The organism is Streptomyces sp. B15 (assembly GCF_018070605.1).
Lineage (GTDB): Bacteria > Actinomycetota > Actinomycetes > Streptomycetales > Streptomycetaceae > Streptomyces > Streptomyces smyrnaeus.
This window is the reverse complement of the sequence record NZ_JAGPXJ010000053.1, coordinates 34,400-51,784: the sequence shown is the minus strand read 5'-3', so window position 1 is coordinate 51,784 and position 17,385 is coordinate 34,400. Positions and strand designations below refer to the sequence as shown.

The following is a 17,385-nucleotide window of genomic DNA, read 5'->3' as shown; positions in this document are numbered from 1 at the left end:
TCCCGGGGCCGACCGTGCGGGGCTCTCGTGGCCGCATGGAGCGCGGACGGCCCGCTCCCTTGTGAGGTGCGCTAGGAGCGTGGCTTGTGCCAGGTCAGGGAGTACCGGCGGAGGAGGTGCCGCCGGTAGCGGACTCCCGGCAGGAGTCGCCGTGCCGTCGCGTGCACCTGCCCGTAGCTCATGTGCGGGTCGGCGACAGGCATGCCCTGAGGGCTGTGCGCCCGGCGCAGGGCTTTTGTGATCCGCACCAGGGGAGCGGCCGCGATCGTCGCCGCCCACTCCGCGGGTCCCGCCTCGCGGGCCAGACCGACCACCACCAGAATGCCGCCGGGCCGCAGCAGTTCGCGCATGCGGGCAAGGGCAGCCTCGAAGTCCATGTGGTGGATCGTGGCCACCGAGCAGATGAAGTCGTAGCCCCGCGCGGGCAGGTCGACGGTGAGGAAGTCACCTTCGACGCAGGCGATCCCGTCGTGGCCGGTGGCCAGTTCGCGGGCCCGGGCGATCATCTCGGGCGAGCTGTCGACGCAGGTGACATATGTGGCCCGCGCCGTCAGCTTGCGCGCCAGCAGCCCGTCACCGCACCCGATGTCCAGTGCCTCGCCGCACTCCTCCGGAACGGCACGGAGAATGTCCTGGTGCCGGGCGACGTTGGTGTTCCAGTACGGCTTCGTGTCGGTCGGGTGCATCGCCTCACCGTAGAGCCGAGCCGCTGGGCGCAGAACCGGGCCGCCGGCCCGGCCTCATACGCAGATCAGTGTCTGCTGGCCGGTCGCGACGAGCTTTCGCCGGTCATCCTGAACACCGAACACCTCCAGCCGGCACACGGTCAGTGTCCGTCCGGACCGCAGGACCGTCCCCACCGCCTCGATCCGATCGCCGACGGCGGGCGCGAGGAGGTTGACCTTGTACTCCACGGTGAGTACCGAGCTGTCCGGGGGAAAGAGGGTGAACGCCGCGTAACCGCCCGCGCTGTCCGCGACGGCGCTGGTGGCTCCGGCGTGGACATAGCCGTCCTGCTGGGTGACTTCCGGCCGACTGGGCAGCACGATGTGCACCCGTCCGGGCCCGATGTGCGTGATACGGGCGCCCAGGTGACTCATCAGCCCCTGGCTGTCGAAGCTCTTTCGAATTCGCTCCTGGACCTCCGGGCTCGCCTGCTCCAGGCCGGCCCGCTCGCCCGCGGCGGTCTGCTCGTCCACGTCCCCTCCTTGCACGCTCTGGGACTTTTGCCTGCCATGACGGGTCACGGACCGAGAACCGCCGTACTCCCCACCCCGCGCCCTGCAGTCGAAGAATGCGACAAAAATACAACACTCCGCCCTCCGCCCGAGGTTGGAGGGTGCCGAGATGTGACGGGACCGTGTGGCGTACGCGGGAAGAAAGGCATTACCGCCGCCGTCGTCCGTCGTTCCAACGATGAAGCCTCCGCTGGAGCGGGGCGGGCTTGATCAGCGGCGCGTCAAATCCGGAATCGGCGACGACAGCAATGCGTCAAACGGTGAGCCCGCGCCTCGGGCAGCGGTTTGGCTGGACCACAGAAGACTTCCGTGGACGAAGGAGTGTTCAGTATGGCAGAAGTGAATATCGCGGGGCTTTTCCTGGCCGCCTCGCTGATCGGGTATCTCCTCCTGGCGCGGAAGTACCCGGACAAATTCTGACGCCGGAAAAGCGCTTCATTCGAGCCCCCGAACCGTCCGCCCTGTCCGGCCCGCCTGTCCCGCCCGGTCCGCCTGGCCCGTCGCAGCGGTCGCAGCAGCGGGAGCCGACGGGCAGCGCTGTTCTGCTGCTCGTCGGCTCCCGGGCGGGGCGGCCGAGGCGGTCAGTCCTTCTCGATCAGCTCTTCCAGGGCGATGTTGAGTTCCAGGACATTGACCCGCGGCTCTCCCATGAAGCCGAGCACGCGCCCGTCGGTGTGCCTCTTGACCAGCTCCGCCACCCGCTCGACAGCCAGGTGGTTCCGCTCCGCGACGCGATGGACCTGGAGTTCGGCGTACGCGGGCGATATGTGCGGGTCGAGGCCGGAAGCGGAGGAGGTCACCGCGTCGGGCGGCACATCCGACGGCTCGATCTTGTAGTCGGCGGTGCTGTTGTCCTCGACCACCGCGGCCTTGGCGCCGGCGACCCGTTCGAGCAGTTCTTCGCTGTCGCCCGAGAGGTTGGTGGCGCCTGAGACGAGCAGCTTGTACCGGGTGTTGACGGAGTTCTCTCCGAGGCCGTCGGAGGGCCGGGGCTGGAACCACTTCAGGTCGGGTGCGGGCGTCTGCCGACCCTTCTTCAGCGGCAGGTCGTAGCGCTGGCCGATGAGTCGGGAGCCGACGACCCTGCCTTCGCTCCGCACCTCGGAGCCGTTGGCCTTGTCGTGGAAGGCGGCCTGTGCGACCCCGGTCACCGCGAGCGGATACAGGACGCCGCAGACCAGGGTCAGGACGAGCAGGGCGCGCAGGCCGGCCCCGAGCAGTCGGGCGGTGCTTCGTACGGAAGTGTTCATGGTCGTCACCCGATGCCAGGGATGAGGGAGATGAGCAGATCGATGAGTTTGATGCCGAGGAACGGGGCGACCAGGCCGCCGAGGCCGTAGACCCCCAGATTGCGGCGGAGCATCCGGTCCGCGCTCATCGGCCGGTACCTGACACCCTTCAGGGCGAGCGGCACCAGGGCCACGATGATCAGCGCGTTGAAGATGACGGCGGAGAGGATCGCCGACTCCGGGGAGGCCAGGTTCATGATGTTGAGCTTGTCCAGGCCCGGGTAGGCGACGGCGAACATCGCCGGGATGATCGCGAAGTACTTCGCCACGTCGTTGGCGATCGAGAAGGTCGTCAGAGCGCCGCGGGTGATGAGGAGTTGCTTGCCGATCTCGACGATCTCGATGAGCTTGGTCGGGTTGGAGTCCAGATCCACCATGTTCCCGGCCTCCTTGGCGGCCGAGGTGCCGGTGTTCATGGCCACGCCGACGTCGGCCTGGGCCAGCGCGGGCGCGTCGTTCGTGCCGTCACCCGTCATCGCGACCAGCTTGCCGCCGGCCTGCTCACGCTTGATGAGCGCCATCTTGTCCTCGGGCGTGGCCTCGGCGAGGAAGTCGTCCACGCCCGCCTCCTCGGCGATGGCCCGTGCGGTGAGCGGGTTGTCGCCGGTGATCATGACGGTCCTGATGCCCATGCGGCGCAGCTCCTCGAACCGCTCCCGCATGCCCTCCTTGACGACGTCCTTGAGGTGGACGACGCCCAGCACGCGAGCGCCCTTGCCGTCCTCCACGGCGACCAGCAACGGCGTACCGCCGCCCTGGGAGATGGCGTTCGCCGTCCCTTCCGCGTCGTCGGCCAGGGCGCCGCCGTGCTCCCTGACCCAGGCGAGCACCGCACCGGTCGCTCCCTTGCGGACCTTCCGCACCGTGCCGTCCTCGGTCAGGTCCACGCCGCTCATCCGGGTCCGGGCTGTGAACGGGACCCACTCGGCGTGCTCCAGTTCGCCCGCGTGCCGCTCGCGCAGCCCGTACTGCTCCTTCGCCAGGACGACGATCGAGCGGCCCTCGGGCGTCTCGTCCGCCAGCGAGGACAGCTGCGCGGCGTCCGCCAGCTCCGCGGCGGTCGTCCCGGTGACGGGGACGAACTCGGCGGCCTGGCGGTTGCCCAGCGTGACGGTGCCCGTCTTGTCGAGCAGCAGCGTCGAGACGTCTCCGGCTGCCTCGACCGCGCGCCCGGACATGGCCAGTACGTTGCGCTGGACGAGCCGGTCCATGCCGGCGATGCCGATGGCGGACAGCAGCGCCCCGATGGTGGTCGGAATCAGGCAGACCAACAGCGCGGACAGCACGATCAGCGAGGTCTGGTCGTCGGCGCCCGCGTAGATCGCGAACGGCTTCAGGGTCACGACCGCGAGCAGGAAGATGATCGTCAGCGAGGCGAGCAGGATGTTCAGCGCGGTCTCGTTGGGCGTCTTCTGCCGGGCCGCGCCCTCGACCAGGTTGATCATCCGGTCGATGAACGACTCACCCGGCTTCGTCGTGACCTTGACGACGATCCGGTCGGACAGCACCTTCGTACCGCCGGTCACGGCGCTGCGGTCGCCGCCGGACTCCCGGATGACGGGCGCGGACTCGCCGGTGATCGCCGACTCGTCCACACTCGCCACGCCCTCGACGACATCGCCGTCGCCGGGGATGATGTCCCCCGCCTCGCAGACCACCAGGTCGCCGACGCGGAGTTCGGCGCCGGGCACCTGCTCCTCGGTCCCGCCGCTCAGCCGCCGGGCGACCGCGTCCGTCTTCGCCCTGCGCAAGGTGTCGGCCTGGGCCTTGCCGCGCCCCTCGGCCACGGCCTCCGCCAGGTTGGCGAAGAGCGTCGTCAGCCACAGCCAGCCGGTGATCGCCCAGCCGAACCAGTTCCCCGGGTCCTTGACCGCCAGCGCGGTGGTGAGCACCGAGCCGACCAGCACGACGAACATCACCGGCGACTTGATCATCACCCGGGGATGCAGCTTGCCAAGCGCGTCCGGGAGGGAGGTGAGCAACTGCCCGGGGTCGAACAAACCGCCGCCGACCCGCCGTTCGGGCCCGCGGCCGGTGGGCAGGTCCCGGTGGGGCGCTCGGGTGGGGGTGGCGGAGTCCGTGGAGGACATGGCGCCTGGCTCCTCATGCTCTGTGACGTCGGTGGTCATGCCGCCAGCCCTTCAGCGAGCGGGCCCAGCGCCAGCGCCGGGAAGTAGGTCAGCCCCGCGACGATCATGATGACGCCGACCAACAGACCCGTGAACAGCGGTTTCTCGGTCCGTAGCGTGCCCGCCGTCGCCGGGATCGGCCGCTGCTGGGCGAGCGAGCCGGCCAGCGCGAGGACGAACACCATCGGCACGAACCGGCCGAGCAGCATCGCCAGCCCGATGGTGGTGTTGAACCACTGGGTGTCCGCGTTCAACCCGGCGAAGGCCGAGCCGTTGTTGTTGGCTCCGGAGGTGTAGGCGTACAGGACCTCGGAGAACCCGTGCGCTCCGCTGTTGGTCATCGAGTGCGCGGGGGTGTCCAGCGACATCGCCGCGGCGGTGAAGCAGAGCACCAGCGCCGGGGTGACGAGGAGGTAGCAGGCCGCCAGCTTGATCTCGCGAGTGCCGATCTTCTTGCCGAGGTACTCGGGCGTACGGCCCACCATCAGCCCCGCGATGAACACCGCGATGATCGCCATGATCAGCATGCCGTACAGGCCCGAACCCACCCCACCGGGGGCGATCTCGCCCAGTTGCATGCCCAGCATGGCGATGCCGCCGCCCAGGCCCGTGTAGGAGGAGTGGAAGGAGTCGACAGCACCCGTCGAGGTCAGGGTCGTGGAGACCGCGAAGATCGACGACGCGCCGATTCCGAACCTCGTCTCCTTGCCCTCCATCGCGCCCCCGGCGGCCTCGAACGCCGGGCCGTGGCCGGCGAACTCGGTGGCCCACATGAGCAGGACGAAGCCGATCCAGATGCCCACCATCGTGGCGAGCACCGCGTACCCCTGCCGGACGCTGCCGACCATGCGGCCGAACGTGCGCGTCAGAGCGAAGGGGATCAGCAGGATCAGAAAGATCTCGAAGAGATTGCTGAAGCCGTTCGGGTTCTCGAAGGGGTGGGAGGAATTGGCGTTGAAGTAGCCGCCACCGTTGGTCCCCAACTCCTTGATGACCTCTTGCGAGGCGACCGCCCCGCCGTTCCACTGCTGCGAGCCACCGGTGAACCGACCGACCTCGTGGATGCCGGCGAAGTTCTGGATGGCACCGCAGGCGACCAGCACGAGCGCTCCGACCACCGAGAGCGGCAGCAGGATCCGGAGCACGCCCCGGACCAGGTCGGCCCAGAAGTTGCCGAGCCCCCCGGTGCCGTGCGGCGCGCCCCCCGAACCGGTGGGGCCTTGCGCCCGGGTGTGGGCGAAGCCCCGTACCAGGGCCATCGCCACGGCCATACCGACGGCGGCGGAGACGAAGTTCTGCACGGCCAGACCGGCGGTCTGCACGACGTGGCCCATGGCCTGTTCGCCGGAGTAGGACTGCCAGTTGGTGTTGGACAAGAAGGACGCGGCGGTGTTGAACGCCTGGTCCGGGTCGATGGAGGAGAAGCCGAGCGAGCCGGGCAGCGAGCCCTGGAGACGCTGCAGCAGATACAGGAACAGCACGCCGGCCGCGGAGAAGGCGAGTACGCCGCGCAGATATGCGGGCCAGCGCATATCTGCGTCGGGGTCGGCGCCGATGGCCCGGTACACCCATCGCTCGACCCGCAGATGACGGTCGGAGGAGTAGACGCGGGCCATGTGGTCGCCCAGCGGGCGGTAGGCCAGGGCGAGCGCGCCGATCAGCGCGACGAGCTGGAGTACAGCGGCGAGAAACGGGGTCATGCCGGTGCTCAGAACCTCTCCGGATACACAAGGGCGAGGACGAGGTAACCCAGCAGGGCGACGGCCACGATCAGGCCGGTCATGTTCTCGGCAGTCACAGCTTCGCCACCCCCTTGGCGATGAACGCCACCAGCGCGAAGACCGCGACAGTGGTGACGACGAAGGCCGCGTCGGCCATCGGTGCTCCTCAGTGAGGCTCGGGGTTGTGATGGACCCCTTGAGGAAAACGCCTTTTCGACCGGTCGAGCCCTTTGTTGACAGCTCCCTTACGGCCGGGAGGCCGCCTTTGACGCTTTCCTAACCTTTCACCTCATGGGCACCCCTGACCTGCGGTGATGCGAGGGAGGGGGGAGGGAGAGAAGGGTGAGGAGGAGGGGCTTGAGGGAGCCCTACCGCACCGGTACGACATGCCGCACCGGTACGACATGCCGGACAGGCCGCTGTCCGGACCGCGGTGGAGAGGCGGACGGCCGGTTGGTCACAGCGGTCGGTCCGGGAGGCTGATCACATGCCAGGGGACCTGGTTCCAGGGGCTGGCGTGGTTGGCGGGGTCCAGAAGGGCGCGCAGATGGGCGTCCGAGACGGCCTGTGGGGCGGGGAAGTCCTCGTCGGGCGTGGCGCGCAGGCCTTCCATCCACACCTTGCGCACCAGCAGATAGTCCGTCGCGTAGGCCCGCCACGAGTCGTAGGCCGCGACCGTGGGCATGACGGTGGCGCCCAGCAGCTCCCATGCGGTCGGTGCGTCGAGATGGCCGGCGGCGTAGCCCTTGCGGACGACATCGCAGTAGAGGGCCACGTCCCAGGCCAGCGGGTCGGCACCCGTCTGCTCGCGCAGCGGCGCCCGGTAGCCGTCCTTGAGCAGCCCGTCCAGCCTGTGCAGCAGCTCCTCCCGGTCCGGGATCTCCCACTGTTCGCGCAGCCATCGCTCGGCCTCGGCGTCGTCCCGGTACCGGAAGGGGTACAGGGTGGTGCGGGAAGCTTCCCGGCCGCGGTTGACCGGAGCGGACAGGGAGACGAGCCACAGCTGGTGGGCGGACAAGGGTGTCTCGTGTGGCGGTCGGGCGGGGCGCCGACGGCGGAAGCGCTCGAGCATGTCGCACATGATCCCGCACGCTGCTGGAGTTCCGACGGCGGGTGCGTCCCGCCCCGTGGGGGCGTGCGGACGGTCGAGGCCGGGGGCCGAGCGAACGAAATCTGCCGAGTTTCGGCGGCTTTGGAGGCTTCCGGAACGCTTCTGAGGCGCCGCCGGCGGCGTGATCCATGGCCTGATCACTTCGAACGCCCTCCGGCGATGCTCAGTTCCTCCCCCTCGCGCGGCATCCCGGCCCTACTGTCGGCAACGCACGGTATCGGTACCACTACTGCATGGAGTCGGTATGTTCGCTCGCACCGCCCGCAGGATTCTGACCGCCCTCGCCGCCACCGCACTCACCGGCACCGCTCTGGCCGCCGCACCGGCCGCGGCCGACTCCTCCCAGCGGGCCGTTCCCTCGGGCGAGTTCATCGCCGTCAGCCAGGTGACCGGCAACTACATGCTCCCCGACGACACCAAGGGGAACGCGGGGACCTACCTTCAGGTCTATCCCAGCACCGCTCCCAAGGGCTGGAAGACCACGTGGCGCTTCGACCGGGTCGCCACCTCCAACGGGCGGGCGGTCTACCAGCTGCAGAGTTCGGCCGGTGCCTGCGCCAGCAACGAGAACGGTGAGAACAGCATCGTCTACCTCCGCGACTGCTCCAACCGCAACAAGGACCAGTGGTGGCTTCTGGAGCCCGTCCCCGGTACCGACCCGCAGGACCCTGACTACGGCATCGTCTCCTACCGCGACGAGGACCTGGCGCTGACCGCCCGCGGCGAGGGGGACACCTACATCGACCTCAAGCGGATGTGGGGCGACCACCCCTCGCAGCGCCAGGGTTGGCACTTCTACGCCGCCTGAGACCCGCCAACGGGGGGAGGGGCAGGCTGCCCCTCTCCCCGGGGACCGGACGTCGGCGCTGCCCGGCAGCGCGCGGCCGGTGTCAGGCCGCTTCCAGATCGGCGGCGAGTTCGGCCCTCCAGTGCACGGACATCCGCCGATGGAGAACCTTCTGCGCCGCGACGGGAACCGTCAGTTGTATGAACGCCCGCAGGGCGTGTGCCGCGCCCTGCCGCGTCGCCCACGCGTCGAGGTCCTGCTGCGTGACCGGCCCCGCTGCGTCACGCCACGCCGGCTGTACCGACTGCCGGGCCGCCCGGACCTCCGCGGCGAGAGTACGCATGCGTAGGTCCAGGGGACCGTCGGGAACGAGCCGGACGGTCTCCTGGCTGCGTATGCGCTCCAGGGCCTGGGTCACCTCCGCATAGGTGTCGAGGTGCGTCTCCGCCGCCAGCCGGGCCAATTGTGCGGCGACGGCACCGCGCAGCTGTTCCGCCGGTGCGCCCTCGACGAGCCCGGCCAGGTCGAAGTCGCGTACCCGGGCCACGGTTCGGCACTCGTGTTCGTGGAAGTCGTCCAGGACCGGCAGCAGCAGAGCACCGCTCAGCTCCGTCGCCGTGTCGTCCCCGGGGCGGTACGCGATACCGAAGTCCTCCGCGAACCCGCCCAGAAGGCGGGCGTACGCCGCGGTGGATCCGGGCCAGGGGTCGCCGCCGAGGCGTTGGGCGAACTGCCCTCCGGGCAGCCGGACCTGATCCGTGCGGGGGGAGACGACGCGGTGAGCGACCTCCTCCCGCACCCTGCCGTCCTCGGTGGACGCCGTCCTGGCCGGGTCCGGGCCGGTGGCGTGGCCGGGTGGGTGCCATCGGAAGGAGGCAGCCGTCCCGGCCGTCCGGGCTGCCGGACAGTGGAGCTTTCCGTGGTGGTTTCCGTGCTCGGTACGGAGGCGGGCCGGCTGCGTGCGAGGGAGGCTGTGACCACAGCGAGCGGGGCCCGACCGGACGGGCCGGGTGTCCGACCACGACGGCAGGAGCGACCATGACCAGCGCACAGAGCAGCACGTACGAGGGGTTCACGGCCGAGGAGCGGGCCGCGATGAAGGAGCACGCCCAGGAGCAGAAGAAGGCCGCACGCCGTACCTCGCGTGCGGAAAAGGAGGCGGAGGCCGTGCGGGACGTGCTCGTGAAGATCGCCGAGATGCCGGACGCCGACCGGATCCTGGCCGAGCGCGTCCACGCCGTCATCACGGCCAACGCCCCGACGCTCGCACCGAAGCTCTGGTACGGGATGCCCGCCTACGCACTGGACGGCAAGGTCGTGTGCTTCTTCCAGAGCGCGGCGAAGTTCAAGGCCCGCTATGCGACGCTCGGGTTCAACGACCCGGCGAAGCTGGACGAGGGCTCGATGTGGGCGACCGCTTTCGCTCTGACCGAGGTGACGGCCGAGGTGGAGGAGCGGATCGCCGCACTGGTGCAGCAGGCGGTGCGCTAGGGGCGTGCGCTCGGTCAACGGGCGGTCGGCGAGGCGGGCTGCGCGGACTCCGCCATGCGGCCGGCCGCCCCGGCGGGTGCCGGGGCGGCCGCCGGCTACCGGGCGGCCGTGGGGGCGAGGCCGAGTGCGACAAGGGCGGCGGCGCCGGCGGCGGTGTGCTCGCCCCCGGCGAGCAGCAGCGTACGCGCCGACTGGTAGGGGCAGCCGGCCGCGTCGAACGCCGCAGCGGTGGCGAGTTGCCCCGCCAGGTCGCCGTCGAGCAGCGCCTCCGCGCGGTCCACCTGGGCGGTGGCGACCGGGTTGCCGGCGACGACGGCCCTGGCGGCGTCGATCCGGGCCCGGGCGTCCGGATGCCCGGCGAGCACGGCAGCCTCCGCCCTGAGGGCCAGATACCAGTGCAGCCAGATCCAGCACACCCACTTCCACACCCGGTCCGGCTCGGGTGCCAGCCGCTCCAGCGCCGCGTCCACCTCTCCCTGGTGGAGCAGCACCATGGCGTCGAGGACCGCACCGTAACCGTGCCGGTGCTGCGGCGCCGTATCCGCCCGCTCGACGGTCGAGAGCCAGGCCGAGCGGGCGTCCTGGTCACCGCGCAGACCGTGGATCATGGCGACCGAGGAGGCCGCGGCGCCCAGGGAGAGCGACCGCGGGCGGCCACTGTGCTCCCACGAGTCGAGGAACGGAACGCTGCGGCCGAGTACGTCGTCGGCACGGCCGGCGAACGCGTCCGCGACCAGGAGCCAGGACGTGGCATGGTGGCCGGCCTCGGCCAGCAGCGGATGGTCGGCGAGCCGACTTCCCCATCGCCGGGCCTCCGCCAGTTCGCCGACGCCGAGGGCGGTCCCGGCGGCCATGGCGAGGGCGTCCATCAACTCGTGCGTACCGTCGGGGCCGGGCGGCACGGAAGCCAGCACGTCGATGCGGCGCCGGGCGGCGGCCGCGACGGCGAAGGCGTCACCGGTCCAGCTGCGGGCGCCGGAGAGCGCGTCGAGGGCGGCGGATTCCGCCACCGGGTCGCCCGTACGCCGGGCGAGCGTGACGGCCCGCTCGGCACACCCGACCGTCTCCTGGGCGGTGTTGTCCGTGTCCCCCTGCAGCGCGCCGTACGCGTCCGCGACCACCGCCGCTTCGGCCAGCGCCACCGCTGCCGCGGCGTCCGGGGCGTCGCCGGACAGGACTCGCGCCTCGGCGAGCATGGCCACCACCTCCTCCGCGGGAGGAATCCGCGTGAAGGAGGTGGAGAAGCGGTAGGCGACGGTGGCCGCCGCCGCCAGGTCGCAACCGGCCCCGACGCTGTCCCCGGCCCGGCGTGCGGCCTCCCCGGCGGCACGGTGCAGCCGGAACATGTCGTCGCCCAGCCTGCGGCACCCGGCCACCGCGGCGGCCTGCCGCAGCGCCGCGGCACCGGCGGTGTCGTCGGCGAGCCCGGCCGCCTGCTCGTACCGCTGCTGCGACTCGCCCAGCAGGTTGCGGGAGAAGGCCAACTCGGCCAGCGAGACGGCCAGACGGTGTGCGTCCGCGCGCCGCTCGGGCCGGTCGGCGGCCCAGGTGAGGGCGGCCCGCAGATCGTCCGCCACCTCGTCGAACCGGGCCCGCCAGTCGGCACCTGACGCTCCCTGGAGAACGGTCGCGCCCGTCGAGCACCACTCCAGGTGGCGGGATCGGACATCGATCCACTCACCGGCGTCGGCGAGCCGCTCCGTGCCGTACTGCCGGATGGTCTCCAGCCCGTGGTACCGGGTGCCCGTCGCGGACGGTGTCACGGCGAGCAGGCTCTGCTCGGCGAGCCTGCCGAGCCCGTCGACGACCGAGGCCGGATCCAGCGGGGCGAACCCGGCGACCTCGGCGGCCGCCTCGGCGGTGAACGGCGCCACGAACACCGACACCCGGCGCAGCAGCGCCTGATCCTGCGGCTCCAGCAGGTCGTGGCTCCAGTCCAGCACCGCTCGCACCGACCGGTGCCGGTCGTCGGCGCGGGGTCCGCCGGTGAGGATCCGCAGCTGATCGGAGAGGCCGGTCGCCAGTCCGTCCAGCCCAAGCGTGGACCACCGCGCCGCCGCCAGCTCGATCGCCAGCGCCATGCCGCCGAGGCGTTCGCAGATGGTCACGACCCCTTCGCTCACCGCGGGACCCGGCGGGTGGCCGACCGCCGCCGCCCGGTCCATGAACAGGGCCACCGCTTCCGACTCGTCGCCACCGACCCGCGACAGCGGCGCAAGGGTGAAGGCCCGCTCGAACGGCACCATCAGCCTGGCCCGGCTCGTCACGAGCACCCGCAATCGCGGACAGGCCGCCAACAGCCGTTCCAGGAACGGCGCCACCCCGTCGCGCACCTGCTCGCAGTTGTCCAGCACCAGCAGTGCCCGGCGCTCCGCCAGCGCCGCCAGTACCGCGTCGTCGATGCCGTGCCCGGGCTGCTCGCCCACACCTACGGCTGCCGCGACCGCCGCCCCCACGCGGCCCGGCTCGGTGATCGGCACCAGGTCGACGAACCACACCCCGTCGAAGTCGTCGGCCACGTCCGCCGCCACCGCCAGCGCGAGGCGCGTCTTGCCCACCCCGCCCGGGCCCACCACGGTCACCAGCCGGTGCCCCCGCACCGCCTCGGCCAACTCCCGGCGCTCCCGCACCCGGCCGATGAACGTCGTCAGCGGCTCCGGGAGGGCGGGCGCCGGGTGCGACTCCTGCGTGCGGGCGGACTCGGCGGCGTGCCGGGCGAGCGCCCGCCGGTCCGGCAGCTGCAGCTTGCGCAGCAGCGAGGAGACGTGCGACTCGACGGTACGTACGGAGATGACCAACTGCGCGGCGATCTCCGCGTTGCTGAGGTGTTCCCCGAGCAGCGCGAGCACTTGGGCTTCGCGCGCGGAGATCTGCGGAGCGGACACCGACTCATTATCCGTGGCGGCTTCCGTGGCCGGCACGGAGGTGTCCGGCCCCCGGCCGGTGAAGGCTGTGACCACGGCCATCGGCCCGGGGCGGCACCACGAGCCGTCGGCCCGGCCGAGGTGAACCACGACCGACAGGAGCGACCATGACCGGTTCTTCCCCGACGAGCGCCGCACCGCGCTCCCGCGCTCAGCGCCGCCACGACACCGAGCACCGGCTCGCCCACGACGTCGATGTCTGGGTGGCCAGCGCCTCGGCGGACGGCACGCCGTATCTGGTGCCGCTGTCCTTCGACTGGGACGGCGAGGCACTGTTGGCGGCCACCCCGAAGGACAGCCCCACCGGCCGGAACCTGGCCGGCACCCGGATCGTTCGGCTGGGGCTGGGCCACACCCGCGACGTGACCATGATCGACGGCGCGGTGGAAGTTCTCGAACTCGACGCGCTGCCGCGTCAGCGGGCCGACCGGTTCGCTGAGCAGACCGGCTTCGACCCGCGTGCGTCGGCCACGCCGTACCGCTGGTTCCGTATCGTTCCGCGCCGCATCCAGGCCTGGCGGGAGGAGGACGAGCTGACCGGCCGGGAACTGATGCGCGACGGCCGCTGGCTGGCCTGACCCTCCGGCCGGACGCCCCGCCCGGCCGGAGCCCGGTGGTGGGTCAGCCCTGAGGCTGCGCGGTGGGAAGTGGAGGACGTACGGAGAACCAGCGGCGGGCGGTGTCGCCGAGCGCCACCCACACGGCCACCAGATCGATGCCCAGCACGACGAGCACCGCCAGGTTGGGCGCCCCGGCGACCAGCGAGCCGAGGAAGCCGACGACCGTCGCGAGCACCACGAAGATCAGGCAACCGGCGAGCACCGCACCGACCCAGGGGCGGCGCTCGCGGGCCAGCACCACGCAGACGATCTCCAGCGCCGCCAGTCCCCAGCAGAACAACGCCACGGACCAGGCCGTGCCCATCGGCACGAGCAGCTCCTGCCCGAGCTCCTGCTTGCTGTAGTTCTCCTGCAGAAGTGTCCAACTGCCGTAGGCCGTACCCAGCGCGCTCACGGCGACGATCACCAGCACGAACACCAGGGCTCCTGGCATGCGCGCCCGCTGCGGGGGAGCGGGTGGGCCGGGCGGCTCCGACGGATACGGAGGGTGCTGCATCAGGTCACCTCACGCTTTCGTTGTCCGGCGGGCCGTGGACGCGCCCGCAGCCGACTCCGTGGACGGCGCTTCGCGGCCTTCGACCGGCCGTGTGCACGCGTGGGGCGGCCCGAACCCTCCCCCCTTCACAGGGTTCGGACCGCACCGTGGCCAGTTCCGGCCACGCCCCTCGGCCATTCGACCGCCGCACGCCGTTGTTCAGCAGGTCCTCTCCCGGCGCCGAACAATGGGGAGGCCGAGGGAACGACCGACCGGGAGGAACGGTGAAGGGGGTGTGAACGCCTGTTCCCCGTCCGGTGATGCAACGGACGTTCGGTTGCGGCCGTACCCACGACTGCCTACCGTGGGCGCGCGCCCGGGCAGACACGCTGGGCCGGCTCGGCGACAACCGGGCGAACGGGGGTGGGGCGGACACGTGTCGGGACAACCAGGACCTGGGCGCACCGAGGGCGAGCTGGACCCGGAGGCCGGAGCGGTACCACGGTTCGCCGCCGAACTGCGCGCGTTGCGCGAGTCCGCGGGGAAGCCCACCTATCGGGTGATGGCCCAGCGGGCGCGGTACGGGGTGACCACCCTGTCGCAGGCGGCGGCCGGGAAGCAGTTGCCCACCCGCGCGGTGATGCTCGCCTATGTGAAGGCGTGCGGCGGCGACGTGATCGAGTGGGAGCGGCGCTGGCGCGAGGCATCGGCCGAGTCGGCGGCGGAGGCCACCGACGACGGTACCGCCCGACCGCCGTACCGAGGTCTGACCCGGTTCGAACCGGGCGACGTCGAACTCTTCTTCGGCCGTGATCAGTTGCTGGACCAGCTGGCCGAACTGAACCGCAAACACCGCTTCACCGCCGAGGCCGACAGCGTCCGCGAGACCCGCGCCGGGCTGGCCGCCCGGCTCGACGTCGCCGCGTACCGCATGCGCTCCACCGCGGAGCTGCGCACCCGGTTGGCCTCGGACGCGGGCCGGGCGCTGGCCACCCGGCTGCCCGGCCATGGCGGTGTCGGCAGCTCCGTGGCGTACGCACCCGACGGCCGCACCCTCGCCAGCGGCGGCCACGACGGCAAGGTCCGGCTGTGGGACACCGCTGCGCGGTCGGGGGCCGCGGGCGGGCCCCGGGACATGGGAAGGCCGCTGGGCGAACCGCTGCGGCTGGGTACGGGAACGGTCGGCGCGGTCGCCTTCGCCCCGTCGGACAGCGACCTGCTGGTCGCCACCGGGGAGGGCGGCGCCATCCGGTTCTGGAACGTGCGCGACCGGGAGCGGCCCCGCGCCGTCGGCCGGAAGCTGGTGAGCCATGGCGAGGAGAACATCGTCTCCGTCGCGTTCGCCCCCGACGGTCGGACGCTGGCCACCACCGGCGACGACGGGACCGTACGGCTGTGGGATCTGAGCGACCCGGCCCACGCCGCGCCGCTCGGCGAGCCGGCCGAGGCCGACGGGTCGAAGAAGGGCAGCGCCCGCGCCGTCGCGTTCGCGCCGGACGGCGACACCCTGGTCACGGCCGGCTTCGACGGAACCGTACGGAATTGGTGGTTCAGCCAGGACGACGGCATCGAACCGCTCGGCAAGCCGCTGCGCGAACACACCGCCTCCGTCTGGACGCTGGCCTTCTCCCCGGACGGGGACACCCTGGCCACGGCCGGCTTCGACGACACCGTACGGCTGTGGGACGTCTCCTCGCCCGCACGCCCGGAGCCGCTCGGCGAACCACTGGACGCGCACGAGGGCGGCGCGTTCGCCGTCGCCTTCTCCCCGGACGGCCGCAGGCTGGCCACCGGCGGTGGCGACGACACGGTGCGGCTGTGGGACGTACGCGCGACGCACCGCGTACGGCCGACGGGCACCCGGCTGCGCGGCCACAAGGACACCGTCACCTCCCTCGCCTTCGCCCCCGACAGCCGCACCCTGGCCACCGGCAGCGAGGACCACACGGCGCGGCTGTGGCACGTGGGTCACCGGACGCGGGCACGGTCGGCAGGCGCCGCCCTGACCGGGCACGACCACACGGTCAACGCGGTGGCCTTCGCCCCGGACGGGAAGACGCTGGCGACCGCCGCCGGTGACCGTACGGTGCGGCTGTGGGACGTACGACGGGCCGGCCGCGCGCGGCCCGTGGTGAAGGAACTGGCCGGGCACCGAGGGCCGGTCAGGTCCGTGGCCTTCGCGCCCGACGGGAAGACGCTGGCAACCGGCGGCAGCGACCACACGGTCCGCCTGTGGAACGTGACCGACCCGGCCCGTGCCGAGCCCGTCGGCCGGCCGCTCACCGGCCATGTCGACACCGTCACCTCTGTCGCGTTCAGCCCGGACGGCGACGCCCTCGCCTCCGCCGGTTACGACCTGACGGCACGGGTGTGGACCCTGGAGGCGGACCGCGCGGCGGACTACGTCTGCGACCGCACCGAGGGCGTCCTCACCCGTGCCGAGTGGAAGGAACACCTACCGGAACTCGGCTACCGGGAGACGTGCGAGAAGCGCTAGGAGCGCGCCCGCGGACGGACAGCCTCGGGCCCGAGCGGTCCCGGTGGCGTGCGGCGGTCTCAGGGGGCGGTGAACTTCAGCACCGCACCGTCCTCGTTCTGCGCGACAACGGTGATGGTCAGGTCGTCGCCGAACCTGGCCACGCCGCCCGAGCCACCCAGCCGCATCACGGAGCCCGCCGACCGGAAGGTGACGGAGTCGTCCTCCGCGCTGGCATGCAGGCTCAGCCCGTTCGCCGTGATCTTCACCGCGGAGGTCACCAGGATCTCGCACTCGCCGTCCGCGCAGGCACCGGTGTTCTTGCCGTCCTTCGCCTTCGGCAGCGGGCCGGAGGGCTCGGGTGCGGGCGTCTTCTTGTCCGGCTTCCAGCCCGGGGCGCACTGCTCGGCACGCTTGTGCGCGGCGGCGAGCCGCGGGTCCTTCTTCATCAGCGCGGGCAGGCCCGGCTCGGGCGAGGTGAGGGACTGGATGAGCTTGTCGACACCCGCGGCACTGCCCTCGGCGTCGTCGAAGGCCGCACTCGGGGACACCTTGTCGAGCTCGCGCACGACGCGCTTGAGCTTCTTCAGCCAGGCGTCACGCAGCCGGTCGGCGGCGGGCACGCCCGACGGAGTGAGGTGTTCGAGGTCGCGTTCCACCTCCTCCACCGGCAGCGGAGTCCGGGAAAGGTAGCTGACGGCGAGATGCTGGGCCGTCGGGCCGATCTCGTCCGGCTTCCGGATCTCCTTCAGATCCGCCGCGCTCTGTTTGCGGACGGTCTTGAGAGCGGCCGTCGACTCGCACATGCCGCCGGCCCACTTCACCAGCTTCTTGGACGGCGGCCGGGTCGGCGCGGGCTTTCCCGATTTCTTGTCCGACCCCTTGTCCGACGACGCGTCCGTCGTGCCGTCCGCCCTGCCCCCGCAGCCGCCGACGGTCAACACCAGCCCGGCGGCCACCACGGCGACGCTTTGTCTTGTGAACATCCAACGACCTCTCTGCGTGCTGCTCCCGTCTCGGCGGTCCGGATGCCGGCACCGTAGGCCCAGTTCAGCGCCGTACGGATTGTTCGGACACCCGTTCCGTGGACGTGAACAACGCCTGGCGTCCGGGCAGCCGGGCGC

Annotated in this window: 16 protein-coding genes; 5 read left to right on the top strand and 11 right to left on the bottom strand. The window is 71.6% G+C overall.

Annotated elements, in window-relative coordinates; translation table 11 throughout:
- Positions 1-71: 71 nt before the first annotated feature.
- Together KBY19_RS22775 and KBY19_RS22770 are read right to left on the bottom strand one after the other, a co-directional pair.
- Positions 72-686: a bifunctional 2-polyprenyl-6-hydroxyphenol methylase/3-demethylubiquinol 3-O-methyltransferase UbiG gene (locus KBY19_RS22775; RefSeq protein WP_099885550.1), complete on the bottom strand. Its 615-nt coding sequence runs from the start codon at positions 684-686 to the stop codon at positions 72-74.
- A 54-nt stretch (positions 687-740) separates the two neighbouring features.
- A complete protein-coding gene (locus KBY19_RS22770) occupies positions 741-1,199 on the bottom strand; it encodes a PaaI family thioesterase (RefSeq protein ID WP_185018727.1) in 459 nt (152 codons plus the stop codon).
- A gap of 369 nt (positions 1,200-1,568) precedes the next feature.
- On the opposite strand from KBY19_RS22770, the gene KBY19_RS22765 reads away from it, so the two are divergent.
- Positions 1,569-1,658: a K(+)-transporting ATPase subunit F gene (locus KBY19_RS22765; protein ID WP_099885551.1), complete on the top strand. Its 90-nt coding sequence runs from the start codon at positions 1,569-1,571 to the stop codon at positions 1,656-1,658.
- Between the two features lie 161 nt (positions 1,659-1,819).
- Here the strand turns inward: KBY19_RS22765 and KBY19_RS22760 are convergent, their stop codons facing one another.
- From KBY19_RS22760 to KBY19_RS22740, 5 genes are all read right to left on the bottom strand, one after another.
- Complete coding sequence (locus KBY19_RS22760) at positions 1,820-2,488, bottom strand: potassium-transporting ATPase subunit C (RefSeq protein WP_099885552.1); 669 nt, start codon at positions 2,486-2,488, stop codon at positions 1,820-1,822.
- A 5-nt stretch (positions 2,489-2,493) separates the two neighbouring features.
- On the bottom strand, positions 2,494-4,656 hold the full coding sequence (gene kdpB, locus KBY19_RS22755) for a potassium-transporting ATPase subunit KdpB (protein WP_099885553.1): 2,163 nt from the start codon (positions 4,654-4,656) through the stop codon (positions 2,494-2,496).
- Positions 4,653-6,356, bottom strand: a complete 1,704-nt coding sequence (gene kdpA, locus KBY19_RS22750) for a potassium-transporting ATPase subunit KdpA (RefSeq protein ID WP_210966577.1) — start codon at positions 6,354-6,356, stop codon at positions 4,653-4,655. The genes kdpB and kdpA overlap by 4 nt, the downstream gene beginning before the upstream one ends.
- An 8-nt stretch (positions 6,357-6,364) precedes the next feature.
- Positions 6,365-6,454, bottom strand: coding sequence for a K(+)-transporting ATPase subunit F (gene kdpF, locus KBY19_RS22745; RefSeq protein WP_099885555.1), 90 nt, complete (start codon positions 6,452-6,454; stop codon positions 6,365-6,367).
- A 380-nt stretch (positions 6,455-6,834) separates the two neighbouring features.
- On the bottom strand, positions 6,835-7,395 hold the full coding sequence (locus KBY19_RS22740; RefSeq protein WP_307842240.1) for a DUF1266 domain-containing protein: 561 nt from the start codon (positions 7,393-7,395) through the stop codon (positions 6,835-6,837).
- Positions 7,396-7,732: 337 nt separating this feature from the next.
- On the opposite strand from KBY19_RS22740, the gene KBY19_RS22735 reads away from it, so the two are divergent.
- Positions 7,733-8,296, top strand: a complete 564-nt coding sequence (locus KBY19_RS22735) for a hypothetical protein (protein ID WP_099885557.1) — start codon at positions 7,733-7,735, stop codon at positions 8,294-8,296.
- Between the two features lie 82 nt (positions 8,297-8,378).
- Here KBY19_RS22735 and KBY19_RS22730 read toward each other — a convergent pair whose 3' ends face one another.
- Entirely contained in the window at positions 8,379-9,074 is a 696-nt protein-coding gene (locus KBY19_RS22730) for a hypothetical protein (RefSeq protein WP_210966576.1), read from the bottom strand.
- 239 nt (positions 9,075-9,313) lie between these two features.
- On the opposite strand from KBY19_RS22730, the gene KBY19_RS22725 reads away from it, so the two are divergent.
- Entirely contained in the window at positions 9,314-9,766 is a 453-nt protein-coding gene (locus KBY19_RS22725) for an iron chaperone (protein WP_210966575.1), read from the top strand.
- A gap of 95 nt (positions 9,767-9,861) precedes the next feature.
- On the opposite strand, the gene KBY19_RS22720 is transcribed toward KBY19_RS22725, so the two are convergent.
- Complete coding sequence (locus KBY19_RS22720) at positions 9,862-12,651, bottom strand: LuxR C-terminal-related transcriptional regulator (protein WP_210966574.1); 2,790 nt, start codon at positions 12,649-12,651, stop codon at positions 9,862-9,864.
- 146 nt (positions 12,652-12,797) lie between these two features.
- Between KBY19_RS22720 and KBY19_RS22715 the strand changes: the two genes are divergently transcribed.
- Positions 12,798-13,268, top strand: coding sequence for a pyridoxamine 5'-phosphate oxidase family protein (locus KBY19_RS22715; RefSeq protein WP_210966573.1), 471 nt, complete (start codon positions 12,798-12,800; stop codon positions 13,266-13,268).
- A 43-nt stretch (positions 13,269-13,311) separates the two neighbouring features.
- Here KBY19_RS22715 and KBY19_RS22710 read toward each other — a convergent pair whose 3' ends face one another.
- The gene (locus KBY19_RS22710) at positions 13,312-13,806 is read right to left on the bottom strand and encodes a hypothetical protein (RefSeq protein ID WP_185018743.1); all 495 of its coding nucleotides are present in this window, start codon (positions 13,804-13,806) and stop codon (positions 13,312-13,314) included.
- A 415-nt stretch (positions 13,807-14,221) separates the two neighbouring features.
- Between KBY19_RS22710 and KBY19_RS22705 the strand changes: the two genes are divergently transcribed.
- The gene (locus tag KBY19_RS22705; protein WP_210966572.1) at positions 14,222-16,282 is read left to right on the top strand and encodes a helix-turn-helix domain-containing protein; all 2,061 of its coding nucleotides are present in this window, start codon (positions 14,222-14,224) and stop codon (positions 16,280-16,282) included.
- Between the two features lie 59 nt (positions 16,283-16,341).
- Here KBY19_RS22705 and KBY19_RS22700 read toward each other — a convergent pair whose 3' ends face one another.
- Positions 16,342-17,247, bottom strand: coding sequence for a hypothetical protein (locus KBY19_RS22700; protein ID WP_210966571.1), 906 nt, complete (start codon positions 17,245-17,247; stop codon positions 16,342-16,344).
- Between the last annotated feature and the right edge of the window lie 138 nt (positions 17,248-17,385).

What these genes read in the sequence shown, in the direction of transcription:
- KBY19_RS22775 (WP_099885550.1), bottom strand. Translation starts at nt 686, where the DNA reads ATGCACCCGACCGACACGAAGCCGTACTGGAACACCAACGTCGCCCGG.
- KBY19_RS22700 (WP_210966571.1), bottom strand. Translation starts at nt 17,247, where the DNA reads ATGTTCACAAGACAAAGCGTCGCCGTGGTGGCCGCCGGGCTGGTGTTG.
- KBY19_RS22725 (WP_210966575.1), top strand. Translation starts at nt 9,314, where the DNA reads ATGACCAGCGCACAGAGCAGCACGTACGAGGGGTTCACGGCCGAGGAG.
- KBY19_RS22735 (WP_099885557.1), top strand. Translation starts at nt 7,733, where the DNA reads ATGTTCGCTCGCACCGCCCGCAGGATTCTGACCGCCCTCGCCGCCACC.
- KBY19_RS22710 (WP_185018743.1), bottom strand. Translation starts at nt 13,806, where the DNA reads ATGCAGCACCCTCCGTATCCGTCGGAGCCGCCCGGCCCACCCGCTCCC.
- KBY19_RS22715 (WP_210966573.1), top strand. Translation starts at nt 12,798, where the DNA reads ATGACCGGTTCTTCCCCGACGAGCGCCGCACCGCGCTCCCGCGCTCAG.
- kdpB (WP_099885553.1), bottom strand. Translation starts at nt 4,656, where the DNA reads ATGACCACCGACGTCACAGAGCATGAGGAGCCAGGCGCCATGTCCTCC.
- KBY19_RS22765 (WP_099885551.1), top strand. Translation starts at nt 1,569, where the DNA reads ATGGCAGAAGTGAATATCGCGGGGCTTTTCCTGGCCGCCTCGCTGATC.
- KBY19_RS22760 (WP_099885552.1), bottom strand. Translation starts at nt 2,488, where the DNA reads ATGAACACTTCCGTACGAAGCACCGCCCGACTGCTCGGGGCCGGCCTG.
- kdpA (WP_210966577.1), bottom strand. Translation starts at nt 6,356, where the DNA reads ATGACCCCGTTTCTCGCCGCTGTACTCCAGCTCGTCGCGCTGATCGGC.